At 53.1% G+C, this 17,017-nt stretch carries 13 protein-coding genes; all 13 read right to left on the reverse strand.

Annotation, left to right across the window (positions count from 1 at the left end):
* Positions 1-74: 74 nt before the first annotated feature.
* The 13 genes from grpE to ACYVRB_RS00385 all read right to left on the reverse strand — a co-directional run bounded on the left by grpE (position 75) and on the right by ACYVRB_RS00385 (position 17,001).
* Positions 75-665: a nucleotide exchange factor GrpE gene (gene grpE / locus ACYVRB_RS00325; protein ID WP_461212829.1), complete on the reverse strand. Its 591-nt coding sequence runs from the start codon at positions 663-665 to the stop codon at positions 75-77.
* Between the two features lie 16 nt (positions 666-681).
* Positions 682-1,728 (reverse strand): heat-inducible transcriptional repressor HrcA, encoded by a 1,047-nt coding sequence (hrcA, locus tag ACYVRB_RS00330; RefSeq protein ID WP_461212830.1) that lies wholly within the window; start codon positions 1,726-1,728, stop codon positions 682-684.
* Between the two features lie 137 nt (positions 1,729-1,865).
* Positions 1,866-3,011 carry a radical SAM family heme chaperone HemW gene (hemW, locus tag ACYVRB_RS00335; RefSeq protein WP_461212831.1) on the reverse strand — a complete coding sequence of 382 codons (1,146 nt, stop codon included), beginning with the start codon at positions 3,009-3,011 and terminating at the stop codon, positions 1,866-1,868.
* Positions 3,011-3,958 (reverse strand): riboflavin biosynthesis protein RibF, encoded by a 948-nt coding sequence (ribF, locus tag ACYVRB_RS00340; RefSeq protein ID WP_461212832.1) that lies wholly within the window; start codon positions 3,956-3,958, stop codon positions 3,011-3,013. The genes hemW and ribF overlap by 1 nt, the downstream gene beginning before the upstream one ends.
* Positions 3,949-4,866: a tRNA pseudouridine(55) synthase TruB gene (gene truB / locus ACYVRB_RS00345; RefSeq protein ID WP_461212833.1), complete on the reverse strand. Its 918-nt coding sequence runs from the start codon at positions 4,864-4,866 to the stop codon at positions 3,949-3,951. The genes ribF and truB overlap by 10 nt, the downstream gene beginning before the upstream one ends.
* Before the next feature lie 116 nt (positions 4,867-4,982).
* Positions 4,983-5,330, reverse strand: a complete 348-nt coding sequence (gene rbfA, locus ACYVRB_RS00350; protein WP_461212834.1) for a 30S ribosome-binding factor RbfA — start codon at positions 5,328-5,330, stop codon at positions 4,983-4,985.
* Between the two features lie 73 nt (positions 5,331-5,403).
* Complete coding sequence (gene infB / locus ACYVRB_RS00355) at positions 5,404-8,121, reverse strand: translation initiation factor IF-2 (protein ID WP_461212835.1); 2,718 nt, start codon at positions 8,119-8,121, stop codon at positions 5,404-5,406.
* A 21-nt stretch (positions 8,122-8,142) separates the two neighbouring features.
* A complete protein-coding gene (locus tag ACYVRB_RS00360; protein WP_461212836.1) occupies positions 8,143-8,445 on the reverse strand; it encodes a L7Ae/L30e/S12e/Gadd45 family ribosomal protein in 303 nt (100 codons plus the stop codon).
* Complete coding sequence (rnpM, locus tag ACYVRB_RS00365) at positions 8,442-8,747, reverse strand: RNase P modulator RnpM (protein ID WP_461212837.1); 306 nt, start codon at positions 8,745-8,747, stop codon at positions 8,442-8,444. Before rnpM ends, ACYVRB_RS00360 begins: the two co-directional genes overlap by 4 nt.
* Positions 8,748-8,757: 10 nt before the next feature.
* A complete protein-coding gene (nusA, locus tag ACYVRB_RS00370) occupies positions 8,758-9,981 on the reverse strand; it encodes a transcription termination factor NusA (protein WP_461212838.1) in 1,224 nt (407 codons plus the stop codon).
* Positions 9,982-10,004: 23 nt separating this feature from the next.
* Complete coding sequence (gene rimP / locus ACYVRB_RS00375; protein WP_461212839.1) at positions 10,005-10,478, reverse strand: ribosome maturation factor RimP; 474 nt, start codon at positions 10,476-10,478, stop codon at positions 10,005-10,007.
* A 216-nt stretch (positions 10,479-10,694) separates the two neighbouring features.
* Positions 10,695-15,035: a PolC-type DNA polymerase III gene (locus ACYVRB_RS00380; protein ID WP_461212840.1), complete on the reverse strand. Its 4,341-nt coding sequence runs from the start codon at positions 15,033-15,035 to the stop codon at positions 10,695-10,697.
* 256 nt (positions 15,036-15,291) lie between these two features.
* Positions 15,292-17,001, reverse strand: a complete 1,710-nt coding sequence (locus tag ACYVRB_RS00385; RefSeq protein ID WP_461212841.1) for a proline--tRNA ligase — start codon at positions 16,999-17,001, stop codon at positions 15,292-15,294.
* Positions 17,002-17,017 lie beyond the last annotated feature (16 nt).

The raw sequence follows: 17,017 nt of genomic DNA on the forward strand, positions 1-17,017 counted from the left end.
CTAATTTTAATTGCCATTGCCTGTCAGGCGCCGGCAAGTCCCTTACCAGAGTGAAACAAAGCGAATTCAGCTGGTTATGATGCCACAACCACCATCGCCGGACGCAACACGCGTTCCTTCATCTTATAGCCTTGCTGAAGGACCTGCACGATGCTGTCTTTAGGATGATCGTCGTCTGCCGGCACCGTCTGCACCGCCTGATGCAGTGTCGGATCAAACTTGCCGTCTGTCGGCACCTTCTCAACGTGGTTTTCTTTGAGGGCCGATTCGAGGTGGCTATAAACCATCTCGACCCCTTTTTTCAATGGATCCGCGTCATCGGTGCTGGCTTGCAAGGCCCGCTCAAGGTTGTCGAGTACAGGCAAAACAGCGGTGGCGAGCTTTTGCCCATCGTATTGCAAAAGCGTTGCGCGCTCTTTTTTGAAGCGGTTGTTCATGTTGCTGATTTCTGCAGCGGCGCGCAGATACTTGTCTTCAAAATCGTCGCGCTCTTGTTGGAGCTTCTTGACATCTACAGGTGCTTCTTTGACCTGCTCGTCGAGATCGGCCTTCATTTCAGCCTCGATCTCTTCTTTCAACGAAGGTTCCGCTTTTTTTTCAGCATCCTTTTCAGGTTGCTGCTTGGGTTCCTCATTGGTTTCAGGTTTTTGCTTTTCGTCTGCCATAAGCGACCTCCTTTTATTATTGATCAAAATGTGAATAGTAATCGGTCAGCCGCTTGGCTAACTCTTCACGAAAGGCGTCGAGCAAGCCGATCATCTTCGAATACGGCATCTGTGTCGGCCCCAGTAACGCAATCATCCCGGTGCCGTGATCGCCAACTGAATAACTGGCGGTGATCAAGCTGAGATCATCGAGGACATCAGGTGTCAGCTCTTGGCCGAGGCGGACGCGAACGCCACTGGAATCTGACACCGGCCCGATGAGTTGATTGATATCACTGGAATCATCATCAAACAGCGAGAAGATCTGCTTGACGCGGCGCACATCAGAATCATCAAGATAATCCATCAGATTCAACCGCCCGCCAACATAAAAGCGCTCGGCCGCGGCCTGTTTCAACACGTTGCCGAAGATATCCAAGAACCCATCCGGGCTGGTCATATACTTGTACAGCAATGATGGGACATCGCCTTGCAACTTCTTAGCGACCTGATTCAGTGGTAACCCGACCAGCTGATCGTTCACGATCCGGATCGCCTTTTCCACTTCATCGGAATCGATCTCACCGGGAAGGGTAAACAGCTGGTTGACCACATTCCCATTATTGGTCACCAGGATCGCCATCACCTGATGGTTTCCCAGCGGCACCAGCCGAAAACCGGTCAGCCGCAGGTTAGACACTTCAGGCCCGAGTGTGATCGCCGTGTAATTCGTCAGGTTGGATAAGATCCGTGCTGACTGCGCGACGATTTCGTCAATCTTATAAAAATGTCCGCCGAAGCCTTGCTGAATCGCAGCAATCTCGGCAGGTTCCGCTTGTGCCGGCTCGACTAAGTTGTCCAAGTAATACCGGTAGCCTTTGGTCGAGGGCACACGCCCAGAACTACTGTGAGTCTTGGTAATCAGTCCTGCTTCTTCCAGGGCCGCCATGTCATTTCGGATCGTCGCCGAGCTGACATGGATCGGTAGTTCCGCCATCAAGGTTTTGGAACCGACCGGCTGACCGGTTTCGGTGAAGGAGCGGATAATCTCTTTCAAGACGAGCAGTTGGCGTTTTGTCAACATATTGCCACCCTCTTCTTAGCACTAACAACAGATGAGTGCTAACACAATTACTATACTAGCAACGCGTATTAGCATAGTCAACCCCTAGAGTGCTAAAATCTACGGCTATCGGCGTAAAATCAGCCTTCAGCCCTAGATTAGACCAACGGATTGTCTAATAAAAATTGTTGAAAGACTTCGTTACCTAAAAACATCCCTTTGTTCGTCAAAACCAAACGATCGCCGTCTGCGACCATCAATCCTTGTTCGCACAAGTCTTCGACTAGATCACCATAGACGTCTTCGACCCGCATCTGATACCGCTGGTAAAAACGCTGGCGGCTGACGCCAGCACGGGTGCGCAAGCCCAGAAACATTTCCTCTTCGATCTGCTCTTCAAGCGGTACCAGGTGGTGTTCGATCACCGGCACCTTGTGGTCGTGAAGCGGTGCGAGGTATTGCTGGATCGGGCCAAAGTTGTGGTAACGATCCCGCCCGACATAACCGAACGCGCCAGCACCGAAGCCAAAATAGTGGTCATTTTGCCAGTACAACAAGTTGTGTTGGCACTCAAACCCTGGCTTGGCGAAGTTGGCGATTTCGTATTGCTCGCGACCATGGGTGTGCATCAAGTCGATCGCGTCTTGGTACATGTCGGCTTCAACATCTTGCGTCGGTAAGGCCAGCTTGCCTTTGCGCATCAGGTTATAAAAAATCGTCTTGCGCTCTAAAATCAGTGAATACGTGGAATAATGCGGCAAGTCCAGCGCCAATGCGGCCTGTAAACTGTGTAAAAAGTTTTCCCGGCTCTGCCCCGGCAAACGAAAGATGAGATCGATCGACAGGTTCTCAAAGCCCACTTTCCGGGCGTTGGCGATTGCCGTGTACACGTCAGCGACCCGGTGGATGCGCCCGATCTTTTTGAGAATGGCGTCATCGAAGCTTTGCACCCCGATCGACAGGCGGTTGACGCCGTTGGCCTTCAAGACCTTTAACTTTTCCAGATCCTGCAAGTCGTTGGGATTGGCCTCAAACGTGAACTCCCCGTGGTCAAAATGGAGTGCCGAACGGATGCCCTGACAGAGTTGGTCAAGTTGGTGCGGCGTCAACGTGGTCGGGGTGCCACCGCCGACATACACCGTTTCAATACGTTCGTTTGGGTGGCTTGCCATCACCATCTTCATTTCTCGCAACAACATCGCCACATAATCGTCAACTGGCTGGCCTTCGATGAAAACTTTGTTGAAATCGCAATAGTAACAGATGTGCTCACAAAACGGAATGTGCACGTAAGCCCCTGCCATCAAGACACTTCCTTTTTCAGATACGCCAAGCTGTGCTCACGGTCGGCTTGCAGCTGGGTGATCAACCCTTCAGCACCGGCAAACTTGATCTCGCCACGCAGATAATGGCACCATTGAACGACCACCTGTTCGCCATAAATATCAGCATCAAAATCAAACAGATTGATCTCCAAGGTGACGTCGCGTCCGGCCCCAAAAGTGACGTTACGGCCGACAGACGCCATGCCGCCAAACCATCGGCCGTTGACCTGCATCCGCACCGTGTAGATCCCAATGCCAGGCAACCGTTCTGCGTTCGGCGTATTGATGTTAGCCGTCGGGAACCCCAGCGTGCGCCCGCGCGCCTCGCCGTGAACCACGACCCCAGTCGTTTGGTACTGATAGCCTAACAGTTGGTTAGCCCGATCGACATCCCCTGCATCCAGTGCTTCGCGAATGTGCGTCGAGGAGATTTTTTCCCCATCTTGGCGGTGTGCCGGCACAGTAATAATCTCAAAACGCCCCTGCGCGTAATCAGGGAGCGTGGTCATGTTGGCAATCGCCTTTTTGCCATAAGTATAGTCAAAGCCGGCAACAACGACTTGGGCGTTCAATCCAACAAGATATTGGTCAACGAACGCTTGGGGTTGCAGCCCGGCAAACTCAGGCGTGAAATGGACAAAATACAGCAGATCAACGCCTAGGCTAGCCATCAAGGCTTCTTTGCGTGGCCGCGGCGACAGATACTTCACGGATTCGGCAGGCACGCCTTGATAAATCACTGCCGGGTGCACGTCAAACGTCATGACCGCCAGCGGCGAGTGCTTGGCGATCGCGATTTGCTTGGCGCGCGTGATCACCGCCTGATGGCCACGATGGACGCCATCAAAAAAGCCGAGGGCCAAGACGATCGGTGACTGCGGGCGCAATTCGTCTGTTAATGGGGGTTGAATATCGATCACTTGCATGCGTTAAAACTTCCTTCGTTTGCGAGATACATCACGTCTGGCCGGTACAGATCACCATCTTGGCGATACACCGCCTTAAGCAGCCCGTGATAGGTCAATCCGAGCCGTGGTTGGCTCGCGTCCAGCTTCAAGAAGCGGCCGTGGTTCAACCGCTCCCACTGGTCGTCATCAAGCGCCAAAAGCGGTAAGTCACCATAAGCAAACTCGATCGGCCGCAATTTTTCTGCGACTGCGGCCGGCGCCGTGTCAGGCGTCAGGGGCCGCAGATCCAAGGTCTCATCGAGCGTGAACCCACCGCTGGCGATCCGCGTCAGCTGACTCATCACCGCCGGTACCCCGAGCAGATGCCCGACTGCCACTGCCAGCGTCCGGATATAGGTGCCTTTGCTGACGCGAACCGAGAATTTGAACCGCTGCTCGCCGCGGACGGCATCAAAGCTGCCCGCATCGGTGCGCGTAAACGCATAAACCGTCGCTTGCCGTTTTGGACGCGTCACCGTTTCGCCGGCACGCGCATATTCATAAAGTTTGCGTCCGTTGACCTTCACCGCGGAATACATCGGCGGAATCTGGGTGATCTCACCGGTCAGCGTCGCCAACGCCTGGTCGATCTGGGCCGTGGTGAACGGCTGCGGCAACACAACACGCTCGACTTCTGCGCCGTCGAGGTCTTCGGTTTCGGTAGCAAATCCTAACGTGACTTCACCCGTGTAGGTCTTACCTGCCGCCATTAACGCTGGCACCGCCTTGGTGGCGGCACCTAGCGCGATCGGCAAGACCCCATCAACGCTGGGGTCAAGCGTACCGGAGTGCCCGATTTTTTTCATATGAAGCAGTCGGCGTAACTGAGCGACCACGTCGTGACTCGTGACACCAACAGGTTTATATACTGGCAAAATGCCGTCCATGGGATCAATCCTTTCACACATAACTCATTCCATTATACGCGTAACGCCCTGCAAAAGGCCACCGCCAGATTACCCGCGAGGCCACGCAAAAAGCCGCCAAAGTGGCGGCTTTCATGTTACTGCTTACGCTTCATTTCAGCGAGCAACTGGTCGATCCGGGCACCATACTGCACGGATTGGTCTTGCTCAAAATGAATCTCCGGCGTCTTGTACAACTTGATGCGTTGGCCGACTTCCCTGCGGATCAAACCAGTCGCCTTGTCCAAGCCGGTCTGTGCTTCAGCGATTTTCTTTGGATCATCCGAAAGAATGCTGAAATACACAGTCGCCTCTTGGAGGTCGCCGGTAAGATTGATCCCAGTGATCGTCACACCTTGCACCCGCGGATCGTTGACATCTTTCAACAAAATGTCGTCGATCTCACGCTGGATCTGGGTTTCTACCCGTCCAATACGATGTTTCATTGTGATTCTCCTTGTTGTGGCATATCACCCCTGACGAGGTGATATGGGGCAAACGTTGACGTCAAGCGATACGTTACTTAACTGGAACTTCTTCCATCTGGTAAGCTTCGATCTGATCGTCGACCTTGACGTCGTTGTAACCTTCGATCGTCATCCCAAACTCGAAGCCAGAACGGACTTCTTTCACGTCATCCTTAAAGCGACGCAGGGAACCCAGTTCGCCTTCGTAGATCACGATGCCATCACGGATCAAGCGGACCTTAGAGTCGCGGTTGATGAAGCCAGTATCGACGTAACCGCCAATAACCGTCCCGACCTTCGAAACAGAAATGGTTTCACGCACAGTGATCTGCCCGGTAATCTTTTCTTCGTAGGTTGGTTCCAGCATCCCTTTCATCGCGGATTCGATCTCTTCGATCGCCTTGTAGATGACAGAGTGCAGACGGATATCAACATCATCAGTGTCGGCTTGCGCCTTGGCTTGTGGTGTTGGCCGGACATTGAACCCGATAATGATGGCGTTAGAAGCAGACGCCAAGGTCACATCAGATTCGTTGATCGCCCCAACGGCTTGGTGAATAATGTTGACACGAACACCTTCAACATCGATCTTCTTCAAGCTGCTTGCGATGGCTTCAACAGACCCTTGCACATCGGCCTTGATGATGACGTCAACTTCTTTGAGTTGGCCTTCCTTCATCGTCTCGAACAAGTTGTCGAGGGTGACGTGGGTCGTCTGTTGACGTTCCTTGTCTAATGCGCGCTTGGCACGTTCTTCACCGGCGGCACGGGCAGTCTTTTCATCGTCAAAGACAACGAAGCGATCTGCTGATTGTGGCACGTCGTTGAGCCCAGTGATTTCGACTGGCATGGAAGGCAAAGCTTCCTTGACCCGACGACCGCGGTCGTTGGTCATGCTCCGGATCCGCCCATAGGTGTTGCCGACAACGACAGGATCGCCGATGCGCAACGTCCCTTGTTGAACCAAGACGGTGGAAACAGGCCCGCGGCCTTTGTCCAGACGTGATTCGATCACAGTCCCGACGGCCTTTTGGTCTGGGTTGGCCTTGAGTTCCAGAACGTCGGCTTCCAGTAAGATCATTTCGAGCAATTCGTCGATGTTCTTACCAAACTTCGCAGAGATTTCCACGAAGATGGTGTCGCCACCCCAGCTTTCAGGAATCAGCTGATATTCTGAAAGTTGTTCCATGACGTGGTTCGGGTTAGCACCTGGCTTATCGATCTTGTTGACCGCCACGATGATCGGTGCGTTGGCCGCACGCGCGTGGTTGATTGCTTCAACCGTCTGTGGCATCACACCATCATCGGCCGCAACAACCAGCACGATGATATCGGTGATATCAGCACCACGCGCACGCATGTTGGTGAACGCCGCGTGCCCTGGGGTATCCAAGAAGGTGATGACCCGATCATTCAAACGCGTTTGATAAGCGCCGATGTGCTGCGTGATCCCGCCGGCTTCGCCTTCGGTGACATGCGTATGACGCAACTTGTCCAGCAGGGTCGTCTTACCATGATCAACGTGTCCCATGATAGTGACCACTGGTGGCCGCGAAACCAGGTTATCCGTGCTTGAGGTCTCTTCTTCAAAGACCTTATCCAAGTCGGTGATATCCTCTTCGACCTTCTCTTGCGCTTCGATGCCGTAATCAGTCGCGATCAGCTCGATGGTGTCTTTATCAAGGCTTTGGTTTTGGTTGACCATCACACCCAGCATGAAGAGCTTCTTGATGATCTCGGCCGGTTCGCGATGCAAGATCTTACCCAGGTCTTGCGCGTTCATGCCGACCGTGTAAACCAAAGTCTCTGGTAACGGCCGATCTTTACGCTGTGGCAACGGCTTCTTCGGGGCACTCTGCTGCTGGCGCTTCTTGTTCTTTCGGTTGCGACGGTTGTTACGCCCGTTGCCGTAACCATTGTTGTAGCCCCCGCGGTTGTTGCCGTAGGTGTTACGACCGCCACGGCCGTTGCCATGGCTATTGTTGTTGCTTTGCGGTGCAGATTCAAAATGATTCCGCGCTGGCCGCGGCGCAGACGTCGATGCTTGAGCGGCTGGCTTGGCCGCTGCCGGACGTTGGCTTTGTGGGCGTTGATTATTTTGATGCTGTGTCGGCTGGCTGGTTTGCCGTTGTGCCGGTTGTGCCGGTGCCGCTGGCTTGGCCTTGGCAGCCTCTGCAGCTTGACGCTTGGCCTCTTTGGCCGCTTGTTGTTGCTTCAGTTGCTGGATGAACTTCTCGTCGTTACCCGCAACAGGACGTGGCTGGCTGTTAGCAGCCGTTGCACGTCCAGCACGTGGCATCGGACCAGTCGCAGCACGCTGTTGACGATTGTCGCGGTTATTGCGAGGATTGCGGTTATTGCTGCGATCATTGTTACGCGGGTTGCCGTTATGATTGCGTTGTTGGGTGCCAGGGCGCTGGTTACCTTGGCCGGACTGTGTCGCGTGTGGCCGGCGAATCGCCGACTTGGCGATCAACGTTTTGCCATCTTTCGTCTTTGTCGTCGCATGATGCGGGCCTGGTGCCGCCTGCTTAGGGGCATCGACGGTTGCTTCTGGCTTGGCCGCTGGCTTGGTGGTAGGCGCTGGCTTTTCAGCAGCAGGCTTAGCCGCTGCCGGCTTCAAGGCCTGGCGTACCTTATTTTCTTGTTCAGGCTCCATGGTTGACATGTGCCCTTTGAATTCGATCCCTTGTTTTGCAGCAGCATCGATCACTGCTTTTGATGGGACATTCATTTCTTTAGCAAATTCATAGACTCGTTTTTTGCCCATTTCTTCACGCTCCCTGTTAATTTAGGTGAGCAGCTTTATCAGCTTCTTAGCGAAACCTTGATCGATCACGGCGATTGCCGTGCGCGGAACCCCGATTGCTTGGGCAATATCCACTTTGGACATCACTTTCAGTATGGGAACTTCATAAAAGCTACTTTTATCAGTAAACTGCTTGATCGTGTTGGCGCTGGCATCGGTGGCAACAAGGACAAGGCGGGCGCTACCATCACGGATGGCGCCTAACACAAAGCCTTCTCCCAGTGTCAACTTACCTGCTCGCCGCGCTAACCCCAAGAGGTTAGCCGCTTGTTGTTGTGGCGTCATTGCTTGGTTTCCCCAAACAATTCTTGCCGTGCCTTCTTGTGATCGACATATGCGAACAATTCGTCATAAAACGCCGGATCGACAGTGACGTCGAAGGCCTTATCGATCACTTGCTTCTTCTTGGCTGTGGCAATGGCTTCAGGTACCAACGCCACATAGGCGCCACGACCTGCGGCTTTGCCGGTTGGATCGATCGAGACGGTTTGATCTGCGTTACGCACGATGCGCACCATCTCTTTTTTTGGAAACATCTCGCCGCTCAACAAATCTTTACGCATCGGAATCTTTCGCACTTTAGCCATGATTGCCCTCCTATGCTTCGTCGTCAGGCGCCGTTTGGTCGCCGGCTTCTGCATCGTTGGCAGCATCTGTGGCATCTGGCGCAGCTTCGGCGGCCGGTGCTTCTGTTTCTGGGGCAACTTCCGCCTCAGCGTCTGAAGCAAAGGTTGCTGAGTCGACCGCTTCGTCTTCTTCCGCAAACTCATCGTCATCGACGAATTCAACTTCAGATTCCGGCTTGATGTCGATCTTGTAGCCGGTCAGCTTAGCGGCCAGACGGGCGTTTTGCCCCTTCTTTCCAATTGCTAACGACAGCTGATAATCAGGAACGATCACAGTGCATGAACGATCGTTGTCTTCATCGTTGAATTGCACGGCGATGACCTGTGCCGGGTTCAAGGCGTTAGCGATATAATCGACCGGATCTTCTTCGTACTGCACGACGTCCATGTTCTCGCCGGACAGTTCGTTGACAACCGCCTGCACACGCGCACCTTTAGGGCCAACGGTGGTCCCGACAGGATCGACGGAAGGGTTGTTGGACTTCACCGCGATCTTGGTTCGGTCGCCGGCTTCGCGCGCAATACCGGCAATTTCAACGACCCCGTCGAAAATTTCTGGTACTTCTTGCTCGAACAGGCGCTTAACCAACCCAGGGTTCGTCCGCGAAACGAAGACCTGCGGGCCCTTGGTGGCATTTTCGACCTTCGTCACGTAAACCTTGATGCGGTCATGCGCTTCGTAATGCTCGTTAGGCATCTGGTCTTGCTTGCCAAGAACGGCTTCGATCTTACCCAGGTTGACGTAGATGAACTTGTTATCCCGTCGTTCAACGACCCCGGTCATGATTTCTTCTTCATATTGAGAATATTCATCATAAACGATCGCCCGCTCTGCTTCACGCACCCGTTGCATGATGACTTGCTTAGCGGTTTGCGCCGCAATCCGACCAAAATCTTTAGGGGTTACTTCGAAGCGAATCTCGTCACCGATTTCGTACGCCCGGTTGATTGCCAAGGCATCCTTTAAGCTGACTTCCAAGCGAGAGTCAAAGACTTCTTCTGTGACTTCTTTGACCGCATACACGTGGATGTCACCGCGGTCTTTGTCGAAAGTCACTTCAACGTTTTGGGCCTGGTTGTAGTTGCGCTTGTACGCACTCGCCAAGGCTTGTTCCAACGCGTCGATGACGATCGCCTTTTTGACTCCTTTTTCTTGTTCTAAGGCGTCTAGCGCCTCAATCATTTCCTTTGACATGTTGATCTCCCTTTAACTTCAGATTAGAACTCGATGGCTAAACGTGCCTTGGCAATCGCGGACCGCTCGAAGGTCTGATCGAACTTGCGCGCTTTGTCACGCAGCGTCAAAGTCAATGTGGTCTCGGTCAAGGCCTTCAGTGTGCCTTCATAAACCTTCTTGCCATTAACCTTGGCGAACAATGAGATATGAATATACTCACCGACGGCATTTTTGTAATCCGCTTCGTTCTTTAGCGGCCGCTCAGCGCCAGGGCTTGAGACCTCCAAGAAATACGCTTGTGGAATCGGATCGGGATCCATCGCATCGAGCTGCTCTGACAACGCCTCAGAAACCAAGACGCATTCATTAAGGGAAATCCCACCAGGCTTGTCAATATACACCCGCAGGTACCAGCTCCCGCTTTCCTTAACGAATTCGATATCACTGAGATAGAAGCCATGCGTGTCCAAGATCGGATTAACGACCGCAGACACGGTTTCAACAACTGTACTCATGCTTCCCCCCCTTTATTCAAAATTGAGTGCCTGTCGTCCATGAAAAAGAGTGAGCATCACTGCTCACTCCCGGCCGACATCATAATTACTAATACTAATTTAGCACAGGTTACAACCAGATGCAACCACACTGTACGGGTTAAACCCTTGACACCTTGCATCCAGCAAAATCACACGTCAATGTGCCCAGTACCGTCGGCCTCTGAAGCCATCAGGTTAGAATAGCCCTTCAAACAGCGACAACTGGTTTTCATCTGGCAGGCCGTCAAGCACATGGTTTTCTGTCATGTAATCGATCAAGGTCTTTGAGACCTTCCCCCGCGTTGCCAAGTCTTCTTTAGATAGGAACGGTTTTTCTTCGCGCGCAGACACGATCTGCTTGGCAACGTTATCGCCTAATCCTGGCACCGCACGGAACGGCGCGAGCAAGGTATGGTCGTCGACGATCAAGAAGTCATGGGCATCAGACTTTTCGATGTCGACCATCAAGATCTTGAAACCGCGCTCCAAGCACTCGTTGGCGATTTCCAGGATCGTCATCAACCCTTTTTCTTTGGCGCTGGCGTCCATACCCTTATCCGCAATTTCTTTGATGGCGGCCTTGGTTGCTTCCTTTCCGTAGCTCATCGCCACCAGATCGAAGTCCTCCGCCCGCACAGAGAAATAAGACGCGTAATATACTAGCGGGAAATACACCTTGAACCACGCAATCCGCAGTCCCATCAGATCATAGGCAGCGGCATGGGCCTTCGGAAACATGTACTTGATCTTCAAACAAGAATCGATATACCAATCTGGCACATTCTCGTTATCTCGCATCGCCTGCTGCCACTCATCGGGGATCCCGCGCCCTTTACGGACCCGTTCCATGATGTTGAAGGCCATCGAATCATCCATTCCCCAGTGGATCAAGTCCATCATGATGTTATCACGACAGCCGATCACTTCTTTGATCGTGACGACTTTGTTTTTGATCAGCTCTTCCGCGTTGCCCAACCACACGTCGGTACCATGGGACAGCCCGGAAATCTGGAGCAACTCGGAAAAATGTTTGGGATGGGTTTCTTCCAACATCCCCCGGACGAACCGGGTCCCAAACTCTGGCACGCCGAGCGTCCCGGTCTTGGAATTGATCTGTTCAGGGGTCACCCCCAGCGCCTCGGTGCTGGAAAATAGCGACATCACCCCGGGATCGTCCATCGGGATACTCTTGGGTTCGATCCCCGACAGATCTTGCAGCATCCGGATCATCGTTGGATCATCATGGCCCAAGACATCCATCTTCAGAATGTTATCGTGGATCGAATGAAAATCAAAGTGAGTGGTTTTCCACGCGGCGTTTTGATCGTCTGCAGGATATTGAATCGGCGAGAAATCATAGATGTCCATTTTTTCAGGCACGATTAAGATCCCGGCCGGGTGCTGCCCTGTTGTCCGCTTGACGCCGGTGGCGCCTTTGGCAAGCCGGTCGATTTCCGCACCACGAATCATCTGGCCGGTGTCCCGTTCGTACGCCTTCACATACCCATAAGCGGTTTTGTCTGCCACCGTGCCAATGGTTCCGGCACGAAAGGCGTGGTCTTCACCAAACAAGACCTTGATGTAGTTATGGGCAACCGCCTGATAGTCTCCGGAAAAGTTCAGATCAATATCAGGCACCTTGTCACCCTTGAACCCTAAGAACGTTTCAAAAGGAATGTCTTGGCCATCTTTGACCAGCTCAGCACCACAATTCGGGCAGTTTTTGTCCGGGAGGTCAAACCCAGAACCATATTCCCCTTTGGTGTAAAACTCAGAGTATTGGCATTGTGGGCAGCGATAGTGCGGCGGCAACGGATTGATCTCAGTGATCCCCGCCATGGTGGCTGCCAGACTGGAACCGACAGACCCACGAGAACCAACCAAGTAACCGTCTTTGTTGGACTTCAACACTAGCTGTTGGGCAATGTGATAAATCACCGCAAACCCGTTACCGATGATCGACTCGAGCTCTTTATCCAGCCGCTTCTGGACGATCTCGGGAAGCTTCTCCCCATAAAGTTCATGAGCTTTGGTCATCACGTCATTGCGTAAGCCCTCTTTGACCCCGGGAATCTCCGGCGTGTAAAGCTTGGTCTTCACCGGGGTGATATCGTCGGCCACCCAGTCGGCGACTTGATGCGTGTTATCGACCACCAAACGGTGCGCGACGTCTTCTGGCAACCAGTCAAAAGCTGCGAGCATCTCTTGGGTCGAGCGGAAATGCACGTCAGGCAAGCTGTGGCGGTTCAGCGGATTGGCGCCGCCTTGAGAGTGGATCAAGATCTTGCGATAGATGGCGTCGTTAGCGTCGAGATAATGAGCATCGCCGGTTGCCACAACCGGCTTGTCTTGTTCCTGCCCAATCTTGATGATGTTTTGGATGATATCTTTGAGGTGGGCATCCCCTTTGACCAGCTCCGCTTCTTTGAGCGGTAGATAGTTAGCCAGCGGTTGGACCTCGAGATAATCGTAGAACTTCGCTTTTTCTTCCGCTTCGGCATAACCTTTCTGCATCATCGCAGTGAAGACTTCACCACTTGAGCAGGCAGAACCGACCAACAAGCCTTCGCGCATCTTCTGTAGTCGGCTGCGCGGTACCCGTGGCATCCGGTAGTAGGTCTCGACATTGGACATTGACACCAGCTTGAAGAGGTTCTTCAATCCCGCTTGCGTCTTAGCCAAGATCACGGCATGGCTGGGCCGACTTTGTTGCCAAGCATCCCCTAAGCCAACACGGGAATTCAGCTGATCCAAGGTCGTGATCTCAAAGTTTTTGGCGGCCTCTTTTTCCAAGGCGTATAACAGATACCCGGTCGCTTCGGAATCGGCGTTGGCCCGGTGGTGATTCTCCAATGAGATCTTGTATGCCTTGGTCAAGGTGTCAAGCTTGTGATTCTTGCGCTCTGGATGCAACATGCGTGACAGTTCCAGCGTATCGACAATTGGATTTTGGATGGTGTCTTCACCCAACCGGCGGTAGCCCGCGTTGATGAAACCCACGTCAAACGTCACATTGTGACCGACCATGATCGTGCCGTCACAAAACGTCCGGAAGGCATTGAGAACTTCCGGCTCGGTTTTGCTTCCGCGCACCATGTCGTCAGTGATATGGGTCAGATTGATGGTGAATTCAGAAAGCGGAAAGCCGGGATCGAGTAATTCTTCGAACTCATCGATCACCTTGCCGTCTTGCATCTTCACCGCTGCGATTTCGATAATCTTGTCATAGACCGCAGACAAGCCGGTGGTTTCGATATCGAAGACCACATACGTTGCGCTTTCTAAGTCTCGTGGCTCATCAGCGTTATAAGCCACCGGGGTGCCGTCGTCGACCAGGTTGACCTCGACGCCATAAATCATTTTCAGCCCTGCTTTAGCCGCTGCTGAATGGGCTTCCGGATAGGCCTGCAAGCCGGCGTGATCGGTGACGGCGATGGCCGTATGGCCCCAAGCTGCAGCCCGAGCAACATAATCGGAGATGCTCGCCATCCCATCCATGGTCGACATGTTCGTGTGCAAGTGTAGCTCCACACGTTTGTCGCCTTGAACGTCATCTTTCGGCTGGGGATGAGAAACTTGCTGCATGTCTTGGGCCATGACCGTCAACTCGCGGGAATAGCTGTCTTCTTGAACGCTCCCCCGCAACCGGAACCACATCCCAGTCTTGATGCGATCAAACATGGCTTCATCGTCGGCATTGTTAGAAAATTTCTTGACGACAAAACTTGAGGTGTAGTCGGTGACCTTGATCATCAACAACTTGCGCTTGGAGCGCAACGAACGTACCTCGACATCAAACACGTAGCCTTCGATGATAACGGAGCGTTCTTCTTGAGAGATTGCGATCATCTGTGCAGGCTCATCGTTGCTTTTGATTGGCCGACCGATCACGATCGGGCCGCTGGCGGCATCGGGATCGGCCGCCTGCGCCTGCTGCCGCTTTTGAACAACTTCTGCGGCATGCTTGGCCATCTCCGCCGTTTGTTGGGCCTGTTGGGCCTTGAACGCTTCGCGCTGCGCGCTGGCTTGTTCCTCATCGACATCGGCATTGAGGTGCAAGGTGCGGAAGCCAACGTTGTGATACGCCTCTTCGAGTTTGCCAAGGCCTTGGTTGACCAGAAAATCCTTCACCGGCTGATTGTCTGCGGTGAGGCTGACACGACCGTCTGTCAGCTGTGGCTGCTGCTTCATGCACAACTCATAAACCAAACTGGAGGCGATTCCGGCGTGGGTGACGACATAAGACCAGTAACCGGCGAGCAGTGCCTGATCGAATGCCGGCGTTGCCGCAGCAATCGTCAGACTGACGCTGGCGATATCTTTGAACGCGGCTTCAAGATGTTGTTCAAACGGCGTGAACACCGCGATCGGTAAGATTGTTGGCACCCCGATGGTGAAGTGATAGTGACGCGACTTCGCGTGCACGTCGACTTGATCGATCGTGGCCTCTTGAAAGCCTGGATAATTTGCCAGATCTTGTGGCAATTGAAGCTGCTCCAGCAGCTTCATGAACATTTCGTGTTTGGATAAAGGCAAAACACTGACACCCTTCCATTAAAAAACTGAACTTGTTGGTTGCGACATGCATCTAGCTTAACTGTTTTTAAACGCTGAAACAAGCGCCGGGATTCGGGCCAATTCCAAGCACCCCACTGCGTAAAAAACCGCCAGGCACTAGTGGTTTTGGTGCACAACGCACTAACGGCCTGCAAAACCACGTTGGGTTTTGCAGGCCGTTAGGCTACGCCACTGCGAGACGCACCACAGTGTTGCTAGATGTTTGCGAATCGAATCAATTCAGCTGATCAAGCAAAACGTGTAAGGAGTTGATGACTTCTTCTTGTTTGACTTCCAGCGTTTCGCCGGTTTTACGTAACTTGAGTTCCACGATGCCATCAGCCGCTTTCTTACCAACGGTAATGCGAATCGGCAAGCCGATCAAATCAGAATCAGCGAACTTAACGCCAGGCCGTTCGTTACGGTCGTCTTCCAAGACGGCATAGCCGGCGTCTTGCAGTTCGGCTGTGATCTGATCTGCCAAGTCCCGTTGTTCCTGCTTCTTGGTGTTGACCGGGATCACATGCACGTCAAACGGCGCGATGTTCTTTGGCCAAACCAAGCCGTGCTCGTCGGCTTGCTGCTCAGCCACGGCAGACAATAGGCGTGAAACCCCGATCCCATAAGAACCCATGATGATCGGTTGCGCGCGGCCATTTTCATCCAAGAAGTTGGCACCCATCGCTTTAGAATAGCGCGTCCCCAACTTGAAAATGTGGCCAATCTCGATGCCGCGGGTAAAGTGCAAGACCCCTTGGCCGTCTGGTGAAACTTCACCTTCAGTCACAAACCGGATGTCGGCATATTGTTCCGGTTGATAGTCGCGATCAGCATTGACGTTGCGCAGATGCTTTTCTGGCTGGTTGGCGCCGGCGACCAAGTTGGTCAACCCTTGCAGCGAGTTGTCGGCGATCACGCGCACATCGTCATCGACCCCGACAGGCCCGACGTTACCGACGGCACAGTGCAGATATTCTTGCACTTGCTCAGGCGTGGCCATGTCCAAAAAGTCAGCCCCAAGCAAATTCTTCAGCTTGACGTCGTTGATCTCGTAGTCACCACGCACCAGCGCCAAGACTGGTTTTTCATCAGCGATGAACAACACCGACTTGATCAATTCGCTTGCCGGGACATCTAACAGCGCAACCACTTCATCGATGGTCTTAGCCGCGCCGGTATCAACAGTTTCCAGCGGCAAAGCCTCCGCATGCGTTGCTTGCGGCATGGTCATGCTGGTCGCCATCTCAAGGTTGGCGGCGTAGTCAGAGGCATCCGAGTAAACGATCGTGTCTTCGCCAATCGCGGCAATGGCAGAGAATTCTTTGGAGTCTTTGCCGCCCATCGCCCCGCCGTCACCGATGATGGCGCGGAAATCGAGCCCCATCCGGTTGAAGATGTTCGTGTACGCCTTTTCCATCTGGTGATAGATGGTATCGAGATCTTCTTCATTGGCAGTGAAGGAGTAGGCATCTTGCATGATGAATTCGCGCCCACGCAACACGCCGTAACGCGGACGATCTTCGTCGCGGAACTTGTTTTGAATTTGATACAAGACCAGAGGCATCTTCTTGTAGGAATTCAACGCATTCTTGACCGTGTCAGTAAAGGTCTCTTCATGTGTTGGCCCCAAGATGAAATCCCGCTCGTGGCGATCTTTGAACTTGAATAAGTTCGGGCCGTATGTGGCATACCGGCCAGATTCCTTCCATAATTCGGCAGGCAGGATGTTTGGCATCCGCATCTTCACCGCGTCGATCTTTTCCATTTCGTCGTCGATGATCGCATCGATATTTTGCAACACCCGCTCTGCCAGTGGCAGATACGCATAGACCCCTGCTGACACCTGGCGCACGAAGCCGGAGCGGATCATCATTTTGTGTGACTTCGCCACGGCGTCTGTTGGCACCTCTTTGACCGTAGGGATAAACATTCGAGATTGTTTCATTATTCAGATTGCCTCC

The organism is Lacticaseibacillus boliensis, from assembly GCF_054784775.1.

What these genes read in the sequence shown, in the direction of transcription:
- rbfA (WP_461212834.1), bottom strand. Translation starts at nt 5,330, where the DNA reads ATGAAACATCGTATTGGACGGGTAGAAACCCAGATCCAGCGTGAGATC.
- hrcA (WP_461212830.1), bottom strand. Translation starts at nt 1,728, where the DNA reads ATGTTGACAAAACGCCAACTGCTCGTCTTGAAAGAGATTATCCGCTCC.
- hemW (WP_461212831.1), bottom strand. Translation starts at nt 3,011, where the DNA reads ATGGCAGGGGCTTACGTGCACATTCCGTTTTGTGAGCACATCTGTTAC.
- grpE (WP_461212829.1), bottom strand. Translation starts at nt 665, where the DNA reads ATGGCAGACGAAAAGCAAAAACCTGAAACCAATGAGGAACCCAAGCAG.
- nusA (WP_461212838.1), bottom strand. Translation starts at nt 9,981, where the DNA reads ATGTCAAAGGAAATGATTGAGGCGCTAGACGCCTTAGAACAAGAAAAA.
- ribF (WP_461212832.1), bottom strand. Translation starts at nt 3,958, where the DNA reads ATGCAAGTGATCGATATTCAACCCCCATTAACAGACGAATTGCGCCCG.
- infB (WP_461212835.1), bottom strand. Translation starts at nt 8,121, where the DNA reads ATGGGCAAAAAACGAGTCTATGAATTTGCTAAAGAAATGAATGTCCCA.
- rnpM (WP_461212837.1), bottom strand. Translation starts at nt 8,747, where the DNA reads ATGGCTAAAGTGCGAAAGATTCCGATGCGTAAAGATTTGTTGAGCGGC.
- ACYVRB_RS00385 (WP_461212841.1), bottom strand. Translation starts at nt 17,001, where the DNA reads ATGAAACAATCTCGAATGTTTATCCCTACGGTCAAAGAGGTGCCAACA.
- ACYVRB_RS00360 (WP_461212836.1), bottom strand. Translation starts at nt 8,445, where the DNA reads ATGACGCCACAACAACAAGCGGCTAACCTCTTGGGGTTAGCGCGGCGA.
- rimP (WP_461212839.1), bottom strand. Translation starts at nt 10,478, where the DNA reads ATGAGTACAGTTGTTGAAACCGTGTCTGCGGTCGTTAATCCGATCTTG.
- truB (WP_461212833.1), bottom strand. Translation starts at nt 4,866, where the DNA reads ATGGACGGCATTTTGCCAGTATATAAACCTGTTGGTGTCACGAGTCAC.